We start from the raw sequence: 21,736 nt of genomic DNA on the forward strand, positions 1-21,736 counted from the left end.
GAGGAAGTTGAAGCATGAATGATAAAAAGTACCTGAAATTTATTGAACAAACTTTTATTAAATATGCACAGATTAATACTAGATCAGATGAAAACAGCGAGCGTGTGCCTACAACTACAGGGCAAGTTAGGTTAGCTAAATTAATCGTAGCCGATTTAAAAGCTTTGGGCCTAGAAAATGTCATTTACGACGAGCAAGATGGTTACGTTGTAGCTGCACTGCAAGGAAATACGGATGAATCGGTTGACCCGATCGGCTTCATTGCTCACTTAGATACTGCCGATTTTGCTGCTGAAAATATTCAACCGCAGGTACATGCTAATTATGATGGACAAGATGTAGTCCTCAATCAGGCAAAGGGGATTATGATGCGTGTAAGTGAATTCCCTAATCTGCGCAAGTATCGTGGGCAAAGATTAATTACTAGTGATGGGACTACTTTGTTGGGAGTAGATGACAAGGCGGGAATTGCCGCAATTGTGACTGCACTCAAATATCTGTTGGAGCATCCCGAAATTAAGCATGGGCCTGTCAGTGTAGCTTTTGGACCAGATGAGGAAATCGGTTTAGGAGCGAAGCGGTTCGATATTAGTAAGTTTAATGTGAAATTTGCCTATACGCTGGATAATGGTCTTCCGGGTCAGTTAGAAGATGAAACCTTTAATGCAGCACAAGCTAAAATAACAATTAGAGGAACAGCAGTTCATCCTGGCGACGGTTATGGTTTGCTGGTAAATGCAGCTACTCTTGCAAATCGCTTGCTTTCACACTTACCATCAGATGAAGTCCCTGAATTGAGCAAAGAACGAGGAGGCTTTTTGCTAGTCACTGAAGTTAAGGCGACAATTGCGGCAGCACAAATAAATATTATTATTAGGGATTTTGAGCACCAGCAGTTTTTAGCTAAAAAGAAACTGTTGCGAGAAATTGTTACACAACTTAACCAAGAATTTACTGAACCACGAATTAAATTGGACATCAAAGACCAATATTATAATATCAAAGAGGTTATTAAGCAACATCCTTATATCACACAGTTGGTGCTGGAAACCTATCGGCAACTCGGCTTGAAGCCAATCGTTCACCCTTTTCGGGGAGGAACGGATGGAAATGCGCTGACAGAAAAAGGCATTCCAACTCCCAATCTCTTTAATGGTGGTGAAAACTTTCATGGACCGTTTGAATTCGTGACAACTGAAGCTATGTTGTTGACTAGCCGCACGGTTGTCGCACTTTTAGGTGAGCATCTGCGTCAGAGTAGGGCATGAGCAGATTAAGCAAATGAACTGAGAACTAGTGTTTAACCACTAGAACTAAGTGCTGGAAGATAAGTAATTCAAATTTAGCCTGAGGATATTGTTTGAAACACCTTGATCTGCTGGTTAAAAAAACGAAGGGGCTGTGACAAAAGTTAACTTTTGTCACAGCCCCTCTTTATTCGGATAAACGTGTTCCATAAGTCAAAATTCTCCGTCTAACTTCGAATTACTCATAGCAAAGTACTCGCTATGTTCGTAATTTCGAGTTAGCACTCAAATTTTCCCGACTTATGTCACACTCTCTTTATGATTTTCGAATTAAAAACAATGGAATACTAGTAAGCAACTTTAGCAGCTTGACTAATCTTCAAGTTGATACATATATTTACGAGTCAATGGCAGTCCTGTTCCACTGGGTGCTTTAGTAAGCAGATACTGCATGACATCAATATTGCCAGCCTCAAAAGAAGCAGCACAGGCTTGCAAATACAAGGACCACATTCTTGCAAAGGGTTCGCCATATTTTTCTTGAACCTGATCAATGACTGCCGTGTAGTTGGTGTACCAGATTTCAAGCGTCTTTTGATAATGTCTGCGTAACGGTTCCAAGTCAGCCAGTTGCAGGTTGGCATTCATAATATGTGTCAGGTTTTCAGCTACATTTGGGATATAACCTCCCGGAAAGATGTACTGATTGATGAAGGGATCAACCCCAGCACCTTGATGCTGACCAGTGATCCCATGAATCAAGGCACGTCCGTTAGGTACAAGCACTTCCTGCACTTTTTTGAAATACAGCGCCAGGTTTTCCTGACCGACGTGTTCGAACATTCCTACAGAAGTTACATAATCATAAGTTTTTTTGATTTCGCGGTAGTCCGTCAACAAAACTGTAACTTTACCAGCAAGCCCTTTTTCTTTAATCTTTTGCTGCGTATACTGATATTGTTCCTTACTTAAGGTGACACCAGTTGCCTCTAAACCGAATTCCTCTGCAGCTACAAAGAGAAGTGTTCCCCAACCACTGCCAATGTCTAGCAGTTTTTTGCCGGGTTCAGGTTTCAATTTGTTTAGAATATGTCTGACCTTATTCAGCTGAGCTTGATCTAGCGAATCATCCGGATGCTCAAAATAGGCGCAAGAATAAGTCATTGTTTTACCTAACCAAAGCTGATAGAAGTCATTACCAATATCATAATGATGTTGGACATCTTGTTTACTCTCTTTTTCTGAATGAGAGATCTTAGGCAAGTGTTTTAAAAATGGATTATTAGTTAAGAAACTTCCTGCTTGGCGATAAGCAGACGCGATTAATTCCTGTAAGTTTCCGATCACATCAATAACACCGTTCATGTATGCTTCACCAAGAACAAGTGTTGGTTGTGATGTCATGGCTTTTAAAGGAATTTCTTGTTTGAGGTTAATTTTAACCTCAGGTGTACCAGTTCCATATGACTCTGTTTTGCCGTCCCAATAAGTAACTTTGATGGGAATATCAAAGGCTTTACTTAGTAACTGGCGATACACTGTTTTTTCCAACATTGAAAAGAACCCCCCTGATTCAAGACTGAATATCCTACTTTTTGGAAATCTGCTTCAGTGCGTGTGTTGTTTTCGTAGTTGAAGCCAGAATCTAACATACCAATTATTTTTATTATAAACCAACGAAAAGCACTTTAAAATCAATAAATCCAAGTAAGCGCATGCTTTTTTTAAATCTGCACTTAAAATGTGACTTGGAATAAATTTTAGAAGTGGCATTAACCGATTATGACTGAAAAATGACCAATTAGGCATGAAAGATAGTTCTGATTAAGAAATTTGTTTAAGCTAAATTTGAAAGGAGGGAAGAAAATGCTGATACGGTTTAATCTATTAAAAGAATGTGTAGCTCCCTTTATTGCAATTAACGCCAAACAAAAGACAGATGAATTAATTACATTGGCTGGGGTGCTTGATCGCTTAGTGAACGACAAAACCGTGGTGGGTTATCAAAATGGTCGTCGTAAAGCAATTCCGTTCTATCAAATTGTAAGTGTGCATACTGCTGGAAAGAAGATAGTTTGTGAAACGGAAACGGGTGTTTATCGGTTGAAGGAAAGGATTTATGAACTAATCGAATTATTACCGGCGGAATTATTCATTCAAGTGTCAAGCGCGGAAATTGTGAGTATTGCTCAAATCAAAGATTTTTCGTTGAGCAAAACTGGGATTTATCAAGTTAACTTAATCAACGGGAGACAGACGTATACTTCAAGAAGATACACTAAAAAAATTAGGAGGGCTTTGTTAAAATGAAAAAAATAATTAAGTACACCTTGGTAGGAATTCCTACTGGAGTTTTTATCGGGTTCATGATAGCGCTCATCTTTTCGTTTATTTATCGGACTAATAATTTTGTTCCTTCGGCGCCAACTTTTGTGAGTTACTTTTCATCTAATACGATGGCAACGGCCGCTTCAGCCTTGCTATGGGCCGGAATGGGAATTGTATTTAGTGTTTCGAGTTTAATTTTTGAAAAAGAACGCTGGAGTGTTACACGGCAGACCACTATTCATTTTTGTGTCAGTTACGTTGGATTTACCCCCCTTGCAATTTTGGCGGGATGGTTTCCGTTAAATGCAGCGTGGTTAGGCGGTTACACATTAATCTTTAGCGGTGTCTATCTTATAATGTGGTGTGTCTTTATGTTAGCCGCTAAAAATGCAATTTTTGAACTCAATCAGTTGGTTGCGCAAAAAAATAATTTGGAGAAGTAAGACAAAGCTGATTTTTGATTAATGTAGGCTATTTTTAGTTTGAATCAGTATGTTTTAACAGTAACTTTTTTGAAAAATTCAGGGTGAACTAATTAAAATAATATCAATAAAAGAGGCTTGTATAATAGCCTCTTTTTTATGATATTTAGTGAAGTAGAACGCAGATTCATACATTGGAGTGATTACTAGGGAGCGTTTTTCTAATAATTTGACCATTACTTGTGTAACTTTTTGAGAGCGGCTTCAAGCATCAGGAGCTATTCATGCTTTGATTCAGCCCTGATTTGACCAGGCCGCATATTTTTAACACGCGCAGTAATTTCTTTATGTCTGCCATGCACCATTGGACGCTGTTGTGGATTTCCTAGATAACCACAGGTTCTTTTGACAACATCACAGGTTTTCGGATCACGGTTGCCACAGGTTGGACATTCGAAGCCGCGAGCCGTGGGTTTGAAATCACCGCTGAAGCCACATTGGTAGCAATGATCAATCGGAGTGTTGGTTCCGAGGTAGCCCACGTGATCATAAGCCCAATCCCAAACATCTTCCAAAGCTTTAGGGTTTTGTTTTAGATTAGGATATTCACAGTAATGAATGAAACCACCAGAGGCGTATTTAGGATAATCTTCTTCAAAAGTAAGTTTTTCAAAAGGAGTTGGATGTTTGCGAACATCATAATGAAAACTGTTTGTGTAGTATTCCTTAGCCGTAATGTCCTTGATTTTGCCAAATTTTGCGGTATCTAAGGCACAAAAGGTGTCGGTTAAAGACTCTGCTGGGGTTGAGTAGACACTAAAGTGGTAGTCATATTGTTTTTCCCAGGTAACACAGTGATCATGCAAACACTTTACAATCGCAACGGTGAAGTCATGTGCCTTTTTGTTATGTTCCCAGCGGGGGCCATAGAAAACTGTCCCGACTTCATAGAGACCAATATAACCTAGGGAAACAGTTGCTCGGCGGTGTTTGAATAACTGATCGACATCCTCGTTTTCTTTCAGCCGTTTTCCAAATGCACCATATTCATATAAGATTGGCGCATTTTGCGGCTGGGCCTGTTTACAGCGGGCAATTTTATTCAATAATCCTTTTTTGGCAACTTCCAAACGCTCATTGAGAATCTCCCAGAAGAGTTGTTGGTTACCTTGAGCCTGGAGCGCGATGCGGGGTAAGTTAAGCGTGACAACTCCGAGATTCATGCGTCCAGAGTTAACTTCCTGACCATGTTCGTCTTTCCAGCCCTGCAAAAAGCTGCGGCAGCCCATTGGTACCTTGAAACTACCAGTGAGTTCTTTAATCTTATCGTACATTAGGATATCTGGATACATCCGTTTAGTAGCACATTCCACGGCTAATTGTTTAACGTCATAATTAGGATCACCCGGCTTTAAATTCAATCCGCGTTTGAGTGTGAACACGAGTTTAGGAAAAATAGCTGTTCGATGTTGTTGACCGAGACCTTTAATTCTGATTTTTAAAATTGCTTTTTGAATTTCACGCTCAATCCAAGAAGTTCCCAGCCCAAAGCCTACTGTAGTAAAGGGCGTCTGACCATTTGAAGAAAATAAGGTATTAATTTCGTATTCTAAGGCCTGCATGGCATCATAGATATCTTTTTTAGTTTTTTCTTGAGCATAGCTTAATCTTTTTTCAGGAAGGCACCACTTTTCAGCAGCGCGCAAATGTTTCCGATAATTAAGCAGCGCATATGGTGCAAGTAATTCATCAGTGCGATCAGAAGAACAGCCGCCATATTGACTAGAAGCAACGTTTGCAATAATTTGCGACATCTGCGCAGTGGCAGTTTGAATCGATTTGGGTGATTCCACGCTTGCATTGCCAATTTTAAAGCCATCTCTAAGCATCCCTTTAAAGTCAATCAGGCAGCAATTTGTCATCTCGGTCAAGGGTGAGTAATCCAGATCATGGTAATGAATTTCACCACGTAAATGTGCTTTGGCAACTGTTTCGGGCATCATTTTCAAGCCTAATGATTTGCCAACCATTCCAGCAGTCAAATCCCGTTGTGTGCTAAAAAGTTCACTGTCCTTGTTAGCATTCTCATGCACAATTTTATCTTTGCTGCCAAAAAGCTGCGCTAATTTGACTTGCGGATTTGTGGCAGTTTCCCAGCGTTCTAAATCTTTTTGACGATAGTCGTTATAAGCTGTGGCAAGTTCGGAGTGTCCAGTATCTAATAAGGCTGTGACAATAATTTCCCGAATTTTGCTGGTTTTGATTTCGTGTGTATAATTAGTGATCTCATTGAAAATTTGCGCTTCTAATTGAGCCCTTAAATGAATATCAGGCGTTAAGGCCTGGAGAACCAAACTGATTTTATAAGCATAAAATTTGCTGTGTTCACCATCGGCTTTAATGACCGCCAGTGTAGTCGAAAGTGTGCGGTTAAGACGGGCTGTGGGCGCTGTTTTGATCTCGTTCATAGTTATCACTCCAATATGATTTCAACTTCTATTCTAATTATTTTGCGGCGTTCGTCAACCATATGTTGTACACGATATCATTTTATTTACTATATATTGTGATTGAACTTTAAACCTGCCCCAATTCCTGCTAAGATATTCAATTAAATAAGTCAGTTAATGGAGTTGGTCAAAATGCAGTCAAATGTCACTCATGGAATCAAGAAGTCCGCACAGGTATTACCGTCAGCAGAGAAAAAACACGCCAAATATCGCTGGTTGAAAATTTGGGGTCCGGGATTGATCGTTATGTTAGCAGATACTGACGCAGGTTGCCTGATTACAGCAGCACAGTCAGGAACGCAGTGGGGGTATACAATGCTCTTGCCCCAATTATTGTTAATTCCAATTCTCTATATGGCTCAAGAAATGACAGTTCGTTTGGGCATTGTGACCCGCAAAGGACATGGTGAATTAATCCGCGAAAATTTTGGAACTGGTTGGGCGTGGCTTTCAGCAGGAACGTTGGCAGTTTCTGCGATTGGAGCTTTGTTGACTGAGTTTGTGGGGGTTGCAGGAGTCGGTGAACTTTTTGGAATTTCTAAATGGATTACAGTACCTTTAGCAACATTCCTGTTAGTGGGGATTGCTTTTAGCGGAAGTTACCGACGGGTTGAACGAATCGGGGTTGCGCTCGGATTAGCTGAACTAGCGTTTATCATCGCTGTGATAATGATTCGACCGAATATCGCTCAAATGGCACAAGGATTAGTGACAATTCCATGGAGACATTCTTCTTACATATACTTAGTAGCTGCCAATGTTGGTGCTGTTATTATGCCCTGGATGATTTTTTATCAGCAAGGGGCGGTAGTTGATAAAAAATTAAGTACGAATGCAATCCCACAGGAACGGCGTGACACGTTGGTTGGAACTTTTATTACACAGGGAATTATGTTAATTTTTGTGATCGCTTTTGCGGCCACGGTTGGAAATACAACAAATCCGAAGTCTTTAAATACGGTTGGGGATCTGGCAGGTGCATTGACTCCTTTTATTGGAGGAACAGCTGCTAATTTGCTGATTGGTGCCAGTATTTTAGGTGGGGCGCTAGTGGCTGCTTTGGTAGTGGCATTAGCTGGTACTTGGGGAATCACTGAGGTTTTAAATTGGAAGCATAGTTTAAATGAGCCCTTAAGTCGTAAAAATAGCGGGTTTTATGCTATGTATACTTTGGCGCATGTAATTGGTGCAATTTTGGTGTTAGCCAATTTTGATTTAGTCAATATTGCAATTGCAGTTGAAGTTATGAACGCACTTTTGTTGCCAATTGTTCTGGGATTCTTACTTGCATTGGAGGCTAAAGTATTGCCAAAAGAGTATCGCATGCACGGCTGCTATAAGTGGATCGTAACGTTTCTTTGTCTCCTTGTGATGGCCTTTGGAGTTTATATGGTGGGACCAACAGTGGGAATTTGGTAAGCAGCGTATGATTTAGGCAAAGTAATAAAGAACCCGTGCATGCAGTTGAAATACGCGGGTTGAGTTAATAAAATATGTTTATCCGGAATAAATAGTGGGAATTTGGGACAAAAGTCGCGAACTTTTTTATACCCTTTGTTTCCAAATATCTAATGTTGAAACGGGGCTGTGACAAAAGTTAAATTTTGTCACAGCCCCTCTTTTATTCCGGATAAACGGGTTCCATAAGTCAAAATTCTCCGTCTAACTTCGAATTACTCATAGCATAGTACTCGCTATGTTCGTAATTTCGAGTTAGTACTCAAATTCTCCCGACTTATGTCACACTCTCTCTTTTTTAGTTGTTATTTGTGAAATGCATGAGCAGCATTGAAACGATTGCGAAATGAACTAGGGGTGGTTCCTGTAGCAGTTTTAAAAATTTTATAGAAACTAGTAGGATCAGCGTATCCAATTTCTGTACTGATTTCAGTGACACTTTTTCTGGTTAATGAGAGCATTCTGCAAGCAAGCTCAAGTCTAATTTCGGTTACTTTTTCAGAAAAATTCGCTTTAAAAACTTTCTTACAGAGACGTGAAAAGTAATTATGCGAATATCCAAAATGGTGAGCCGCCTCTTTGACAGAGATATTTTGAATATGATCGACGATATATTGAAAAATAATCCCGGCTTGTGTTTCGGCAGAAGCATGGTGGATATTCTGATCTGGAAATTGTGAGTCTGTGAGTGAGACAGTTTTTTGATAATTGCGAATTAGTTCAGCTAAAAGCAAACCGATTAAGGTGGTTTTTTCAAATGTAATTGTAGGATCCGCGACCGTGTTTTGGTTCTCCAAGTTGGCTAAAAGGTTGTAGTAGGAACGAATAATTTGAGCGGGTAAATGGCGAAAAACAATATAGACACTTTTAGTCGGGTTGGTGTTATGCATCATATCGTGAATTAGTGGTGAACCACCCATTGTGACAAAGTCGAAGGGATAAGATGCGGAATAGCTTTCAAGTAGGATTTGCAGCGCAGATTTTTTGGAAAGTGACTGTAACGTTAAAGAATTGATTTTTTTGATTAAAATGACTTCATTTGGTTTTAGAAGTAATTTTTGACCATCGATTTTCAGCAAGCACGTTGTAAGTGCTCTCAATAAAAAAATGTGAAACTTTGAGCTATTTTTAGACATCATCGTACTTTGGTGTGTTAAAAGTGCTTTATAAGGGATTATCTTACTATTATTAAGCGGTTTAGATGTGATTGTAAGGAACATTTAATTAACCCTCCAATCTTAAAAAGATAGATTTGACAATTAAAATAGGTTATTTAGAACATATGCTTGTTCAATAGATAACATTATACTAGAACTGTCAAAGAAAAGAAATTAAAGACAGCATAAAATTAGCAAAGGAGCAAATATTATGGAAAAAAAGGTAATAATGACCGAGCTTGTTGTCGCTGGTTCAGGGGGTACAGGGTTGGCAGCTGCATATGCTGCAGCTAAGGCGGGCCTAAAAGTAATTGTTTTAGAAAAATTGCAGCAAATTGGAGGCAATACTCGTATTTCGAGCGGCTTTTTTGCAATTAATTCTAGAGAACAAAAAGCGGCTGGTTTGCAGCTTTCAAAAGCAACCGCTGTGCAACGTTTGCTGAATTATAATCATTTTTTGGCTAATGGACCATTGATTCACAAAATTGTAAATAGCGCTGCAGAAGCTTTGGAAACATTAGAGCAGATGGGCATGAAGATTAAATTGAATCCAACAGCTGCGACAACTCAATTTGCTCATCGTGAAGATGATTACAAGGGTGGATCTTATCACATGTACCAAGATAAAGCGCAAGGATATCAGAAAATTCAACAGACTTTAGAGCGTGCAGGAGTGGAATTCAAGTTTGGAATCACGATGCAGGAACTGTTAAGCAGTGAAGGCCAGATTACAGGAATTAGTGCAGTGAATGAAGCGGGGGAGCGGTTTGAAGTTCATGCTCAAGCAGTGGTTGTTGCCACAGGTGGTTTTGGAGGAGACAAAAAAAGAGTTGCGACGGTTATGCAGACGCCCTATTTACGTACGATTGGTGTGCCAAACATGGGTGAAGGCTTGGATGCAATGGTCAAAGCGGGAGGAAAAAATATTGATGCAACGGCATTAATTCATGCAGCCCAATTAGCAAAATCGAAAATTACGCGCAAAACTTCGAAGCAGCACTTAGCTGGATTTGCGAAAAATCCATTGACACAATTATTACTAACTCCACTTTTTTGGGTAAATATGAATGGGGAGCGTTTTACGAATGAGGATGTAGTTTATGACACAGTCGAGTGGGCAAATGCAGGCTGGTCAGTTGGAGGCCAATATTATTTTGTTGTGGATACTGCAACTTTAAATGATTTCACGGAGCATGGTGGAAAATTGGAAGTCTCACAGGCTGGACCTGGCGCGGATACAACAACCGGTAATTTTGTAGAACTTGCAGAAGCAGCAGTAAAAGATGGGACGGCTTATAAAGGCAATACACTTGCTGAACTAGCACAAAATGCTCATTTTGAGACGGCACAATTTTATGAAGCTGTTAAAAAATATAACGACAGTGTGCAGTTGCGTGTCGATCAACAGTTTGGAAAGTCGAAAAAGTCCTTAGTTTATGCAATTAAAAAGGCCCCTTTCTACGCTTTTACAACTCAAGTAGCACACCTAGGAACAATTGGTGGAGTGCGCGTGGATGAACACTTGCGCGTACTGGATGCTGAAATGCGGCCAATCCCAGGACTTTATACTGGAGGTGCGAATGCAGGCGGCTACTATGAGGGTCACAGTTATCCGGCATATGAAGGGTTAGCCTCGGGGTTTGCTTGGACATCAGGCCGAATTGCCGGTCTAAGTGCAGCAAAGTACGTTAAAAACAAGCAGACTTTGCCAAGCCAGCCAGCTAAAAACGTTTATAAATAGGGGGACAGTTTATGAAAACTTTAACGAAAACACATAGTTGGCTTTTTAAGTTGTCACTGCTTTCAATCTCAATATTAGCAATGACAGCTCCCTCAATTGCGGTAGCTAATCCATTATTAGAAAAAACATTTGCGCAAGAATCTACTGCAAAAATTGAGATGATAGCAACTCTACCCAATTTAGGTGTGCTCTTGATGATTATGTTTTCAACGGTGATTGCTAAAAAATTGGGAGTTAAAAGGACTATTATGTTAGGATTAAGCCTTTATTTAGTGGGCGGATTAGTGCCTATCCTTATTCCGAATTATGTAGCAATTGTCGTTTTTCGCTTCTTAATGGGATGCGGAATTGGGTTATTCAATCCTTTTTCGGTGAGTTTAATGTATCTGTTTTATCAAAAACAAGAATTGGCGGATATGCTTGGATATCAAAATACCGCGCAGAACTTAGGCAACGCCGGTTTTGGACTTTTACTTGGGATTTTAGTGTTGTTTGGTTGGAAAGCAGCCTTTAGTGGATACTTAATAGCCTTGATTCCGCTTATTTTGTTTGGCATGTTTGTTAAAATACCAAAAGAACACGCACAACGAACAGGAGAAAAAACAGTAAAGCAACATGTAAATGGGCAAGTATTTCTGCTGGCTTTGCTGTTATTGTTAGTGTTTGGCATGTTTATGATGATTACAATCAAGTTGGCAAGCTTTGTAACTATTCAAAATATTACAACACCGGCAGTAGCCTCGGTTATTTTGGCAGTTATGGGAGCCACTTCAATGTTTTCCAGTATCGTGTTTGGCAGACTTAGTCGTGCAATCGGGAATTATGTCATGCCCTTAGCGTTTATTGGAATCGCTGTCGGTTTTTTCATTATTGCGTACTCCACGTCAGTTGTTTCGGTAACGATGGGAGTAGTCATTGCAGGTCTTTTCTTTGGTTGGGTCTTTCCGCAGGCTTTTTTCCGAATGGCACAAATTGCGCCTGCGAATTCTGAAAATTTATCAACATCTGTTATTTTGATGGGAATTAACCTGGGTGCATTTTTATCGCCCACAATTGTTAATGCAATTGCCAAAATGTTGGGTAATGATCGTCCGCAGGCCGTTTTGATAATGTGCGGCATTGGGTTTGTAGTCTTGACTTTTGTCGATGCAGTCTATACGCTAATCGACACCAAAAATCATCCACATAATTTAACTAAAGGAGTTGTGAAGCATGACAATTAAACTGATTGGCCTAGTTGGTAATAATGCACCTTTTTCTTACAATCGCTTATTGCTGCGCTACATGAAAGAACGTTATCAAAATATTAATGTCCGACTGACAGTCCAAGAGATCACAGAAATTCCATTGTTTAGTGAACAACTTTTAGAAACGGTCCCAGAAGTTGTAAAACAATTAGCTGCAGATATTAAGCAGGCAGATGGACTTATTATTGCAACTCCCGAATATGATCATGCCATTCCAGCCAGCCTCAAGAGTACGTTAGAATGGTTATCCTGTTATGGAAATGCGCTCACAACTAAGCCGGTTATGATTGTGGGAACTTCACTTGGGGTCCAGGGAACTTCCAGAGCCCAAGATAATTTGCGACAGATTCTTAATTCTCCAGGAATCAATGCATTTGTACTCCCTGGATACGAGTTTTTACTTGGACTTGCAAAAGAAAAATTCGATAGTGAAGGTCAATTGACAGATCAAGCAACACTGAGTTTTTTAGACGAGTGTTTTAAGCATTTTCAACAATTTGTATTGGACAATCAAAGAAATTTGATTGCAGTTCGCGAATAAGGATGCAATTGTGCTGCCATTCTTTGTAAAAAGTTGTGTGGCTTAATTTAAAAATTAGTTGACAATTTTGAAAGTAGGGTTTAATCTATTGTTAATTTAATACTCATTCATGAAACCGTTGAAGTGGAGATCAAAATCATCGTGCACGCCAAGAGAGTTGCCGCTGCTGTGAGTGCAATCGGACGCAGATGATTAAATGGACCACTGAGGGTTCCCCTGAATTATAGTATGGGGAAACGTCAAGACATACGTCAGTTGTCAGGAAGATGTTGGTCTTCTATAGAGAGTGATTGATTAGCAAAAAAGATGTAAAAAAGAAGTCTTTTTTTGGAGTAGTCTAATTAATTGAACTAAGGTGGCACCACGGAGCAGTCCGTCCTTAACTAGTTACTAGTTGAGGGCGGATTTTTTGTCGTAAAATTATTTGCAGCGGAAGGGAAGAAGTGTAATGGAGCAAAATTGTTTGTGGTTAAGATTAAAAAGACGTATTCAAATCCATTATACGGGAGTTAAGCGATGGCAGCTCGGGATTTGATTAAATGAGCGTAACTTTGGTTTAACGTAAAAAATGGAGGATTCAAAATGATAAAAGAAGCTGTTAATAAAATTGTTGCCCACCATGACCTGACCTTTGAAGAAAGTAAAAGCATCCTAAATGAGATTATGAGTGGCAAGACCTCAGATGCGGAAACAGCCAGCCTATTAACTGCATTAGCATTTAAAGAACCGACGATTAACGAGATTGCAGGTGCTGCAACTGCAATGCGCGAACATGCACTAGCATTTCCAAAAGTAGAAAATGTCCTTGAAATCGTAGGTACTGGCGGCGACAAAGCCGGGACTTTCAATATTTCAACGACAAGTGCGCTTGTAGCTGCGGCGACAGGAACAAAAGTAGTTAAACATGGTAATCGGGCTGCTTCGTCTAAAAGCGGTGCAGCTGATGTGCTTGAAGCTTTAGGCTTGGATATTCAAGAACAACCGGCAGTGAGTTACCAGAGTTTGCAGGCAAATAACTTGGCATTTTTATTTGCTCAGGAATACCACAAGTCAATGAAGTATGTGGCTCCGGTAAGAAAGCAGTTAGGATTTCGCACGTTATTTAACCTTCTAGGTCCGCTTGTCAATCCAGCCCGACCAGCTTACCAATTACTGGGGGTCTATGATGAACAATTGCTCGAACCGTTGGCTAATGTATTGAAGAAAATGGGGGTTGCGACTGCTATGGTAGTTCATGGACGTGACGGCTTAGACGAGCTGACAACTGCCGCGGAAACTGCAGTAGTTGAGTTAAAGGAGCACAAGTTAACGAAATATACGATAACCCCTGCGCAGTTTGGACTTAAGCAATGCAGCGCTGCTGATTTGCTGGGAGGCGATCCAAACGAAAATGCTCAAATTACCCGTGCAGTATTACAGGGGCAAAAAGGACCTAAACGAGATGTTGTGCTTTTAAATACTGGCGCAGCATTGCATTTAGCACATCCAGCGCTTTCAATTCAAGCAGGCATTGAACTTGCGGCTAAAACAATTGATAGCGGTGCAGCTTTAGCTGAATTAAATAAATTAATTGAGTTTTCACGGCAAAATCAAAGCTCACAGGATGTGATTGCATGATTCTCGATGAATTAGTGACGGCAACGCATAATCGGTTGGAACGACAGCGAGAAAAAGTTTCGCTGCCTAAATTGAAGCAAGAGGTTGCTAAATTGAATGCAACTGCTAAACCTGATTTTTTAGCGGTGTTACAACGGCCAGGAATCCATGTGATTGCGGAGGTTAAAAAAGCTTCGCCCTCCAAGGGGACAATTGTAACCGATTTTCCTTACCTGCAGGTGGCGCGGACATACGAGCAAGCGGGGGCAGACGCAATCTCAGTGCTGACTGAGCCCGACTATTTTAAGGGAAAATTGCGCTATTTGAATGAAATTAGTGCAGCAACTTCAATTCCGACCTTGCGCAAAGATTTTACAATTGATCCATACATGGTTTACGAGGCTAAATTGAATGGAGCAGCAATCATTTTGCTGATTGTTGCAATTTTGACTGATGAACAGCTGTGTAATCTGCGAAAATTAGCTGAAAGTCTTGGCATGCAAGCAATTGTTGAAGCTTATACTGAGACTGAAGTTACCAGAGCGGTTCGTTCTGGCGCGAAAATCATCGGCATTAATAACCGAAACTTAAAGAATTTTGCAGTTGATTTTGGACATAGCTTTAAAATGCGGTCACTGGTTCCAGCGAAAATTCCAGTAATAGCCGAAAGTGGAATCAGTGGTCCAGCTGATGTTAAGCGACTTGCACAAGCGGATTTCAAAGGTGTCCTAGTAGGTGAAGCCTTGATGAAAGCCACCAATAAGCGGGAAATGATTCGGGCATTTAAGGAGTTTTAAAATGGTAAAAGTAAAGATCTGCGGATTAATGAATATGGCTGACATTCAGGCAGTCAACGATGCGCAGCCTGATTTTGCAGGCTTTGTGTTTGCTAGTGGCAGACATCAAATAAAACTGGTACAGGCCCTTGCGTTGGGCAAACGGCTCGACAGGCATATCAAAAGAGTTGGTGTTTTTGTGAATGAACCGGTAGCAAACATTTTACAAATCTATCATGCAGGTGCAATTACAGTGGCACAATTGCATGGCACTTATTCTGAGACCGCAAGTGCAATTTTAGCAAGTGCAGGACTTGAAACAATCAGAGTTTTTGATTATCAGCATTTTGACCCATATTTTACTGCAGATTATTTGATGCTTGATGCAAGTCACGGTAAAGGAAAGTTAGTGGACTTGCGGAAGATTCCCCAGACTGAGCGTCCCTTAGTCTTGGCGGGAGGCCTAACACCACAGAACGTACGGGTTGCGATCGATCAGGTTCAACCGGCAGTAGTGGATGTTTCAAGTGGTGTTGAAATTCATGGACAAAAAGATGCTGAAAAGATTCAACAGTTTGTAAAAAATGTAAGGGAAGTGCAAAAATTATGAAATTAAAGAACGAGCAGGAACAAAAAGTAAAAGCTGGACGTTATGGGAAAAATTTTGGTGGACAATATGTACCTGAAACATTGATGACTGAGCTTGAAAAAGTTAACAAGGTATTCAATGAACTCAAAGATGATGCTGCTTTTAAAGCTGAATTGCATGAATTATTGAATAACTATGCGAATAGACCCTCATTGCTGTATTATGCTAAAAATATGACAGAAGATCTTGGTGGCGCAAAAATCTATCTGAAACGTGAAGATTTAAATCATACTGGTGCGCATAAAATTAACAATGTTATTGGACAAGTATTACTAGCTAAGCATCTTGGGAAAAAAAGATTGATTTGTGAGACGGGTGCGGGTCAGCATGGAGTTGCCACTGCAACAATTGCGACGCTGATGGGGATGGAATGTGAAGTCTTCATGGGTGAAGAAGATACAAAACGTCAGCGGCTGAATGTCTACCGGATGAATTTATTGGGAGCCAAAGTGAAGGCTGTTACGACAGGTTCGCGTGTCTTAAAAGATGCGGTTAACGCAGCTTTGCAGGATTGGGCCAGCCGCAGTGAAGATACCTTTTATGTAATGGGCTCGGCGGTGGGACCAGCTCCGTTCCCAGAAATGGTTAAACATTTTCAAAGTGTGATCTCAAAAGAATCAAAAAAGCAACTCCAAGAACAAGCAGGTCGTTTACCTGACATGGTTGTGGCATGTGTTGGCGGTGGGAGCAACGCGATTGGCAGCTTTGCAGCTTACATTCAGGATCCAACTGTCAAGCTGGTTGGAGTCGAAGCTGCAGGTAAAGGAGTTCAGACTGACAAGACGGCTGCAACCATCGAGCGTGGAACCGTTGGGATTTTTCATGGAATGAAATCCATGTTTATGCAAAATGAAGATGGACAAATTAATCCAGTCTATTCGATTTCGGCGGGGCTTGACTATCCAGGTGTTGGACCGGAGCATGCGGCGCTGGCAGAATGCAATCGCGCACAATATGTCGGGATTACAGATGATGAGGCAGTTGCTGCTTTTGATTATATTGCAAAAGAAGAAGGCATCGTTGCTGCGATTGAAAGCTGTCATGCAGTGGCCTACGTGCAAAAGATTGCACCGACAATGGCAAAGGACCAAATCATTATTTGTACACTTTCAGGGCGTGGAGATAAAGATGTTGCCAGTATTGCCAAATATAAAGGAGTGCAGATTGATGAGTAATTTAGCCCAAATTTTTAAAAACCAAAAAGTATTTATCCCTTTTATTGTTGCAGACGATCCAGATTTTGAGACGACAGTTAAAAATATCACAGCTTTAGCTAAAGGCGGGGCAGATATTGTTGAATTAGGAATTCCATTTTCGGATCCAGTTGCAGATGGGGCTGTCATTCAACAAGCTGATTTGCGGGCCTTTGAAGCTGGAGTTACTACCCAAACTGTTTTTGAGATTGTTGCGGCTGCACGCAAGGAAACAGATGTACCGCTTGTCTTTTTGACTTATTTGAATATTGTGTTTAAGTACGGTTATGCACGTTTTTTGAAAAAATGTCAGCAATTAGGAGTTTCCGGACTGGTGATTCCTGATCTACCGTATGAGAATCGAGATGAAATTGTTCCGCTAGCAGCTAAATATGATGTGGACATTATTCCTCTCATAACGCCGACTTCTGGACAAAGAATTCAAAGAATAGCAAAAGCAGCTTCAGGTTTTATCTATGTAGTTTCTTCAGTAGGAATCACAGGAGAACGCGACAGCTTCTTTGCCGGCTTAAGCAATTTAGTTGCTGAAATTAAGGAATATACAGATGTACCGACAGCAATTGGTTTTGGAATCCATACGGCACAACAAGCGGCTGAAATGGCAAAGATTGCCGATGGTGTCATCATCGGGAGCGCAATTGTAGATATTGTGGCAAAGGAAAAAACAAATGCTCCGCAGGCTCTTGAGAAGTACACTCAGGAAATTTGTACGGCGCTCAGAACAAAGGTAGAGCAATAAATTGGCATAAAACTGTTTAAGTCCAAATTACGCATAGACACAGCCCGTCTATTTTGTAATTTGTTGTTAGTGCTCAAAGTCTCCCGGCGGTTGTCGGCACTTCTATTTAACGTGCTCCAATCACCAGCCTTTTGCGCCTAACCTCAAATTACGCATAGACACAGCCCGTCTATTTTGTAATTTGGTGTTAGTGCTCAAAGTCTCCCGGCGGTTGTCGGCACTTCTTATTTAACGTGCTCCACCCAGCACCCCCCGATGCCTAAGCCTAAATTACGCGTAACCAAACCCGAGTTACTTTGTAATTCATTGCTTAGTCCACGGCGGTTGAACGCTGAGTGTCGGCACTTCACTTTTTGCGCACTTCTTATTTTAACCAACGTTCATAATCTTGCTTAAAATAGCTTCCCTTAGGATAGACTAAGTAAAGATCATGCGTCGTGCGCCCATTTGCCAGCGGTAATTCAACGAGTTCTCCTTGGGCAAGCTGCCTTCCAATTAGAGAATGATACAAGAAACTGACGCCAACATTTTGCAGCAGTAATTGACGAATCAAGACAGGCTCAGAGACCGTGATAATTTGAGTGAAATCATGTAGACTAATGTTTTCTGCGTAAGCTAAGCTGGCTAGAATCTCGCGAGAACCGGAGCCCGTTTCTCTGACAATTAACGGAACATGCAGCAACTCCGACCAAGACAAGGACTTTCTTTTGGCTAAGGGATGGAGTTTAGACACGACTGCACTGAAAGGTTCTGAACGAATAACCTGGTAGTCAAACTCGCTTTTGTCAAAATTACCTTCAATCAGGGCGAATTGACTTTGTCCTTTCTTAATTGCAGCCAGAGATTGTTGTGTATTTCCGACGCGACAGTTTATTTTGGTAAAATCACCTTGTGCTGACATTTTCTTGATGATTTCAGGAACCAAGAATTCACTTAAAGAAAGTGTGGCACTAAAGGTGATTTTTTGCGCTTTTTTAGGTGTTTGCAGCTGCTGTAAGAGTTGCTCAGCTTGAACATTGGTTCTTTGGAGAAAATCAGCCAGTTGCAGCCCTGCAGGAGTAATCAGTAAATGCGGACGATGATACTCAACTAACTTTAGCTTCAACTCGCTTTCTAAACGTTGAATTTGCTGAGAAACTGCGGGTTGAGTGATGAATAAATGTTGCGCCGTTTGAGTATATGAAAGAGTTTGTGTCAGTGATAAAAATGTAATGTAGGGTTGAGTAAGCATTTAATCAATTCCTTTATATAAGTGTAAATTATTATGCAATAATAAACTATTATTTTAAGTTATGCAAGATGGCGGGTATACTTTAAGTATTGCTTAAGGGAGGAAGTATCATGACAATAATTAGTATCTTTAAAAAAAGCGGGTTTTGGCTTTCATTTGGGTTGACACTCGTCTGTGCATTCGCTGGTTCTTTTTTAGCTCAGCTACCGTATTTATCGCTAGTAGGTGCGTTAGTTCTTGCATTGCTGTTAGGAATGTTACTGCACACTAGTCCAGTTTTATTGAGTGGAGCGCAGGATGGGACCGGATTTATCTCGAATAAATTTTTACGTCTTGGAATTATTCTGTTGGGATTTAAGTTAAATCTGATTCAACTGGCTCAAGCAGGAGTTAAGTCAATTTTATTAGCTATCTGTATTGTTGCTGGAATGATTACCTTGACTTATTGGGTTTCACGCAAATTCGGGGTAGAAAAAGAGCTTGCAATTCTTGCTGCGACAGGTTCAAGTATTTGCGGTGCTGCTGCAATTATGGGTGTTTCCCCACAGATCAAAGTGCCAGCAGAAAAAAGAGAAAGACAAGCGGAAAATGAAGTTTTAGCAGTTGCAATCGTTTGTATTTTGGGAACTGTTTTTACATTAATTGAAATTGGATTAAAACCATTAATACATATGACACCTACACAATTCGGAGTGTTAACTGGGGGTTCATTGCATGAGATAGCGCATGCAGTTGCTGCTGGAAGTGCAGCTGGTCCAGTTGCTTTGGATACCGCAATTATTACTAAACTTTCACGTGTTCTCTTGCTGGCTCCGGTTGCACTTTTAGTTGGTATTTGGTATCAAAGAACAACTAAAGGTACTTCTGCACAAACTGGTGAGAAGGCTAAACTACCAATTCCTTGGTTTATGGTAGGCTTTATCTTGACAAGTATCTTAGGCACTTTTTTGCCGTTTTCTGCAGCTATGCTGGCTGGATTAGTTCAATTAGCCTACATTTTACTCGGAATGGCAATGGCTGCTTTAGGAATGAGTGTTAATTTTAAAGTGATTGTTCAGCGGGGTGGTAAAGCATTCTTAGCAGCTTTTCTATCTTCTTGTGTCCTGATGGTCGCAGTCGTGCTTGCCAGCAAATTCTTGTTCTAGCTTTTTGCTTTAAAATGAGAACTATTTAATTTAATAAAAATTTAAATTGAAAGCCAACTGTTAGCTACCCGATCAAACTGTATGACTAATTAGGTAAAAGAAAAGTGACAAGTCATGGTTTAGCAGGAATTATACTTTAGAACAACTGGGGAAATTGCTTGCAGCTTAAAAAAATAAAATTATGGTTGACGAACATTTATTATTATGTTTTAATTTAGCCATTGAGTAAATGAAAGGAATTTAATTATGACAAAATTTGTCCAACAACTTAATGCGTATTATTACGGTTATGCCTGGTTTAGGTAGCGCCTGCTGAGATGCGGGCGCCCACGCGTTCGCGTCTAACAGGAGCTAACCGTTACCTTTGGTTGTTGCCAGCTAGACGTCTGAGTCTAGTTGGATAAGTTAATTCTTTTACGTATGTAGTAAAGAATTGCCAACTGGATTCTTAGTCCAGTTGGCTTTTTTTGTACTTTACATTTAGGAGGAATTTATTTGATGGCAACGACACGCAGCAATCAGCGCAGATTAGCTTTAAGCTTATACTTGAATTACTTAGTTCACGGAATTGGGTTAATTATTTTAACACAAAACATGCAGTCTTTAGAAAAATTTTGGAATGTACCACTTGCGACCGTTTCATATGTAGTTTCTGGAATTGGCATTGGGCGCTTGCTTTCATATTTTTTGTTTGGCTACCTTTCAGATCGCTTTGGACGTAAACAATTAATTTCCTTGGGAATTTTAAGCTACATGATTTTCTTTATTGGAATTCCGTTTACACATAGTATTCAAGTTGCATACTTGTTGACAATTTTGGCAGGGGTCGCGAATTCAGCATTAGATTCGGGAACTTATCCGACATTTGTGGAGATGGGCGGTAATTCAGATGCTTCAAGTGTCTTTATTAAAGCTTTCGTTGCCGTTGGTGAGTTTATTCTACCGTTGTTCATTGTTTTCCTAGATATACACGCATTATGGTACGGTTGGTCATTTATGATTGTTGCGGTGATACTGTTGTTCAATTTCTTTTTATTAGCTGGGACCAAATTTCCAGCCCAAAATAGTGAACAGCCTGCAGAACTTGAAGAGCAGCAGCCAGTTTCAAAAGCACGGCGTATTGCGGCTACAATTGCATTGTCGATTTATGGTTATACTACGATGGCATTGATGATTCTGTTCACTCAATGGATCAGTCTTTTTGCTACAAAAGAGCTGGGCTATTCAGGTCTAGCTGCACATGCATTGCTGTCGCTTTACAGTACAGGTTCAATTACTGGGGTCTTGGTAATCTTCACGTTATTAAAATTCAACGTTTCCAAAAACAAGATTCTGGTTGCAATGAATGTGCTTTCTTTACTGGCATTGTTAGTAGTTATCCATGCATCTGTTGTGTGGGTCACATCGCTTGCGGCGTTTATTTTTGGCTTTTCGGCTGCAGGTGGAGTACTCCAAGTTGCATTGAACTTGTTGTTGCAGATGTTTCCAAAACATAAGGGCGTTATCACAGGGTTATATTTTATGTTTGGCAGTGTTGCGGCATTTACAATTCCACTAGTAACAGGGATGTTGTCTAAGATTAATTTATATGCAGTAATGAACTTTGATGTCTTGGTAGGTGCGCTTGGGGCGGTCTTGGTGATTGTGACTGCACTTTTACTGGAGACTTCAAAGGTTGCCAGCTTCTTACGTCAGACAGTCAATAGGCGCTTGCCTACAAATATTAAATAAAGAT

Annotated in this window: 18 protein-coding genes; 14 read left to right on the forward strand and 4 right to left on the reverse strand. The window is 40.4% G+C overall.

From position 1 onward, the window contains the following. The first annotated feature begins 14 nt into the window (after window positions 1–14). Window positions 15–1,268, forward strand: a complete 1,254-nt coding sequence (gene pepT / locus AB3Y88_RS08750) for a peptidase T (protein ID WP_228888557.1) — start codon at window positions 15–17, stop codon at window positions 1,266–1,268. Window positions 1,269–1,619: 351 nt separating this feature from the next. Here the strand turns inward: pepT and AB3Y88_RS08755 are convergent, their stop codons facing one another. Next, window positions 1,620–2,801, reverse strand: coding sequence for a cyclopropane-fatty-acyl-phospholipid synthase family protein (locus AB3Y88_RS08755; RefSeq protein ID WP_228888559.1), 1,182 nt, complete (start codon window positions 2,799–2,801; stop codon window positions 1,620–1,622). Between the two features lie 312 nt (window positions 2,802–3,113). Here AB3Y88_RS08755 and AB3Y88_RS08760 point away from each other — a divergent pair, with 312 nt between their 5' ends. Beyond that, the gene (locus AB3Y88_RS08760) at window positions 3,114–3,557 is read left to right on the forward strand and encodes a LytTR family DNA-binding domain-containing protein (protein WP_228888561.1); all 444 of its coding nucleotides are present in this window, start codon (window positions 3,114–3,116) and stop codon (window positions 3,555–3,557) included. Then, entirely contained in the window at window positions 3,554–4,018 is a 465-nt protein-coding gene (locus tag AB3Y88_RS08765; RefSeq protein WP_056961456.1) for a DUF3021 domain-containing protein, read from the forward strand. The genes AB3Y88_RS08760 and AB3Y88_RS08765 overlap by 4 nt, the downstream gene beginning before the upstream one ends. A 257-nt stretch (window positions 4,019–4,275) precedes the next feature. On the opposite strand, the gene nrdD is transcribed toward AB3Y88_RS08765, so the two are convergent. Beyond that, window positions 4,276–6,465 carry an anaerobic ribonucleoside-triphosphate reductase gene (gene nrdD / locus AB3Y88_RS08770; protein ID WP_228888562.1) on the reverse strand — a complete coding sequence of 730 codons (2,190 nt, stop codon included), beginning with the start codon at window positions 6,463–6,465 and terminating at the stop codon, window positions 4,276–4,278. A 174-nt stretch (window positions 6,466–6,639) separates the two neighbouring features. Between nrdD and AB3Y88_RS08775 the strand changes: the two genes are divergently transcribed. Next, window positions 6,640–7,926 carry an NRAMP family divalent metal transporter gene (locus AB3Y88_RS08775; RefSeq protein WP_082610516.1) on the forward strand — a complete coding sequence of 429 codons (1,287 nt, stop codon included), beginning with the start codon at window positions 6,640–6,642 and terminating at the stop codon, window positions 7,924–7,926. A gap of 344 nt (window positions 7,927–8,270) precedes the next feature. Here the strand turns inward: AB3Y88_RS08775 and AB3Y88_RS08780 are convergent, their stop codons facing one another. Continuing rightward, entirely contained in the window at window positions 8,271–9,185 is a 915-nt protein-coding gene (locus tag AB3Y88_RS08780; protein ID WP_261909580.1) for an AraC family transcriptional regulator, read from the reverse strand. Between the two features lie 148 nt (window positions 9,186–9,333). Here AB3Y88_RS08780 and AB3Y88_RS08785 point away from each other — a divergent pair, with 148 nt between their 5' ends. The 8 genes from AB3Y88_RS08785 to trpA all read left to right on the forward strand — a co-directional run bounded on the left by AB3Y88_RS08785 (window position 9,334) and on the right by trpA (window position 17,625). Further along, on the forward strand, window positions 9,334–10,863 hold the full coding sequence (locus AB3Y88_RS08785) for an FAD-dependent oxidoreductase (protein WP_228888565.1): 1,530 nt from the start codon (window positions 9,334–9,336) through the stop codon (window positions 10,861–10,863). A gap of 11 nt (window positions 10,864–10,874) precedes the next feature. Further along, on the forward strand, window positions 10,875–12,086 hold the full coding sequence (locus AB3Y88_RS08790; protein ID WP_056961450.1) for an MFS transporter: 1,212 nt from the start codon (window positions 10,875–10,877) through the stop codon (window positions 12,084–12,086). Then, a complete protein-coding gene (locus tag AB3Y88_RS08795; protein WP_228888567.1) occupies window positions 12,076–12,651 on the forward strand; it encodes an NADPH-dependent FMN reductase in 576 nt (191 codons plus the stop codon). Before AB3Y88_RS08790 ends, AB3Y88_RS08795 begins: the two co-directional genes overlap by 11 nt. 582 nt (window positions 12,652–13,233) lie before the next feature. Beyond that, window positions 13,234–14,268, forward strand: coding sequence for an anthranilate phosphoribosyltransferase (gene trpD / locus AB3Y88_RS08800; RefSeq protein WP_056961447.1), 1,035 nt, complete (start codon window positions 13,234–13,236; stop codon window positions 14,266–14,268). After that, window positions 14,265–15,044 (forward strand): indole-3-glycerol phosphate synthase TrpC, encoded by a 780-nt coding sequence (trpC, locus tag AB3Y88_RS08805; protein WP_228888568.1) that lies wholly within the window; start codon window positions 14,265–14,267, stop codon window positions 15,042–15,044. The genes trpD and trpC overlap by 4 nt, the downstream gene beginning before the upstream one ends. A 1-nt stretch (window position 15,045) precedes the next feature. Next, a complete protein-coding gene (locus AB3Y88_RS08810) occupies window positions 15,046–15,633 on the forward strand; it encodes a phosphoribosylanthranilate isomerase (protein WP_228888571.1) in 588 nt (195 codons plus the stop codon). Continuing rightward, window positions 15,630–16,847, forward strand: coding sequence for a tryptophan synthase subunit beta (trpB, locus tag AB3Y88_RS08815; RefSeq protein ID WP_056961444.1), 1,218 nt, complete (start codon window positions 15,630–15,632; stop codon window positions 16,845–16,847). The genes AB3Y88_RS08810 and trpB overlap by 4 nt, the downstream gene beginning before the upstream one ends. Continuing rightward, window positions 16,840–17,625, forward strand: a complete 786-nt coding sequence (trpA, locus tag AB3Y88_RS08820) for a tryptophan synthase subunit alpha (protein ID WP_228888574.1) — start codon at window positions 16,840–16,842, stop codon at window positions 17,623–17,625. Before trpB ends, trpA begins: the two co-directional genes overlap by 8 nt. Window positions 17,626–17,989: 364 nt before the next feature. On the opposite strand, the gene AB3Y88_RS08825 is transcribed toward trpA, so the two are convergent. Next, window positions 17,990–18,856, reverse strand: coding sequence for a LysR family transcriptional regulator (locus tag AB3Y88_RS08825; RefSeq protein WP_054756995.1), 867 nt, complete (start codon window positions 18,854–18,856; stop codon window positions 17,990–17,992). Between the two features lie 110 nt (window positions 18,857–18,966). On the opposite strand from AB3Y88_RS08825, the gene AB3Y88_RS08830 reads away from it, so the two are divergent. Next, window positions 18,967–20,001: a YeiH family protein gene (locus AB3Y88_RS08830; RefSeq protein ID WP_056961442.1), complete on the forward strand. Its 1,035-nt coding sequence runs from the start codon at window positions 18,967–18,969 to the stop codon at window positions 19,999–20,001. Between the two features lie 498 nt (window positions 20,002–20,499). Then, window positions 20,500–21,732 (forward strand): MFS transporter, encoded by a 1,233-nt coding sequence (locus AB3Y88_RS08835; RefSeq protein WP_228888586.1) that lies wholly within the window; start codon window positions 20,500–20,502, stop codon window positions 21,730–21,732. Window positions 21,733–21,736 lie beyond the last annotated feature (4 nt).

The sequence above is a fragment of the Liquorilactobacillus satsumensis genome, assembly GCF_964065465.1.
In the GTDB taxonomy this organism is placed as follows: domain Bacteria; phylum Bacillota; class Bacilli; order Lactobacillales; family Lactobacillaceae; genus Liquorilactobacillus; species Liquorilactobacillus satsumensis.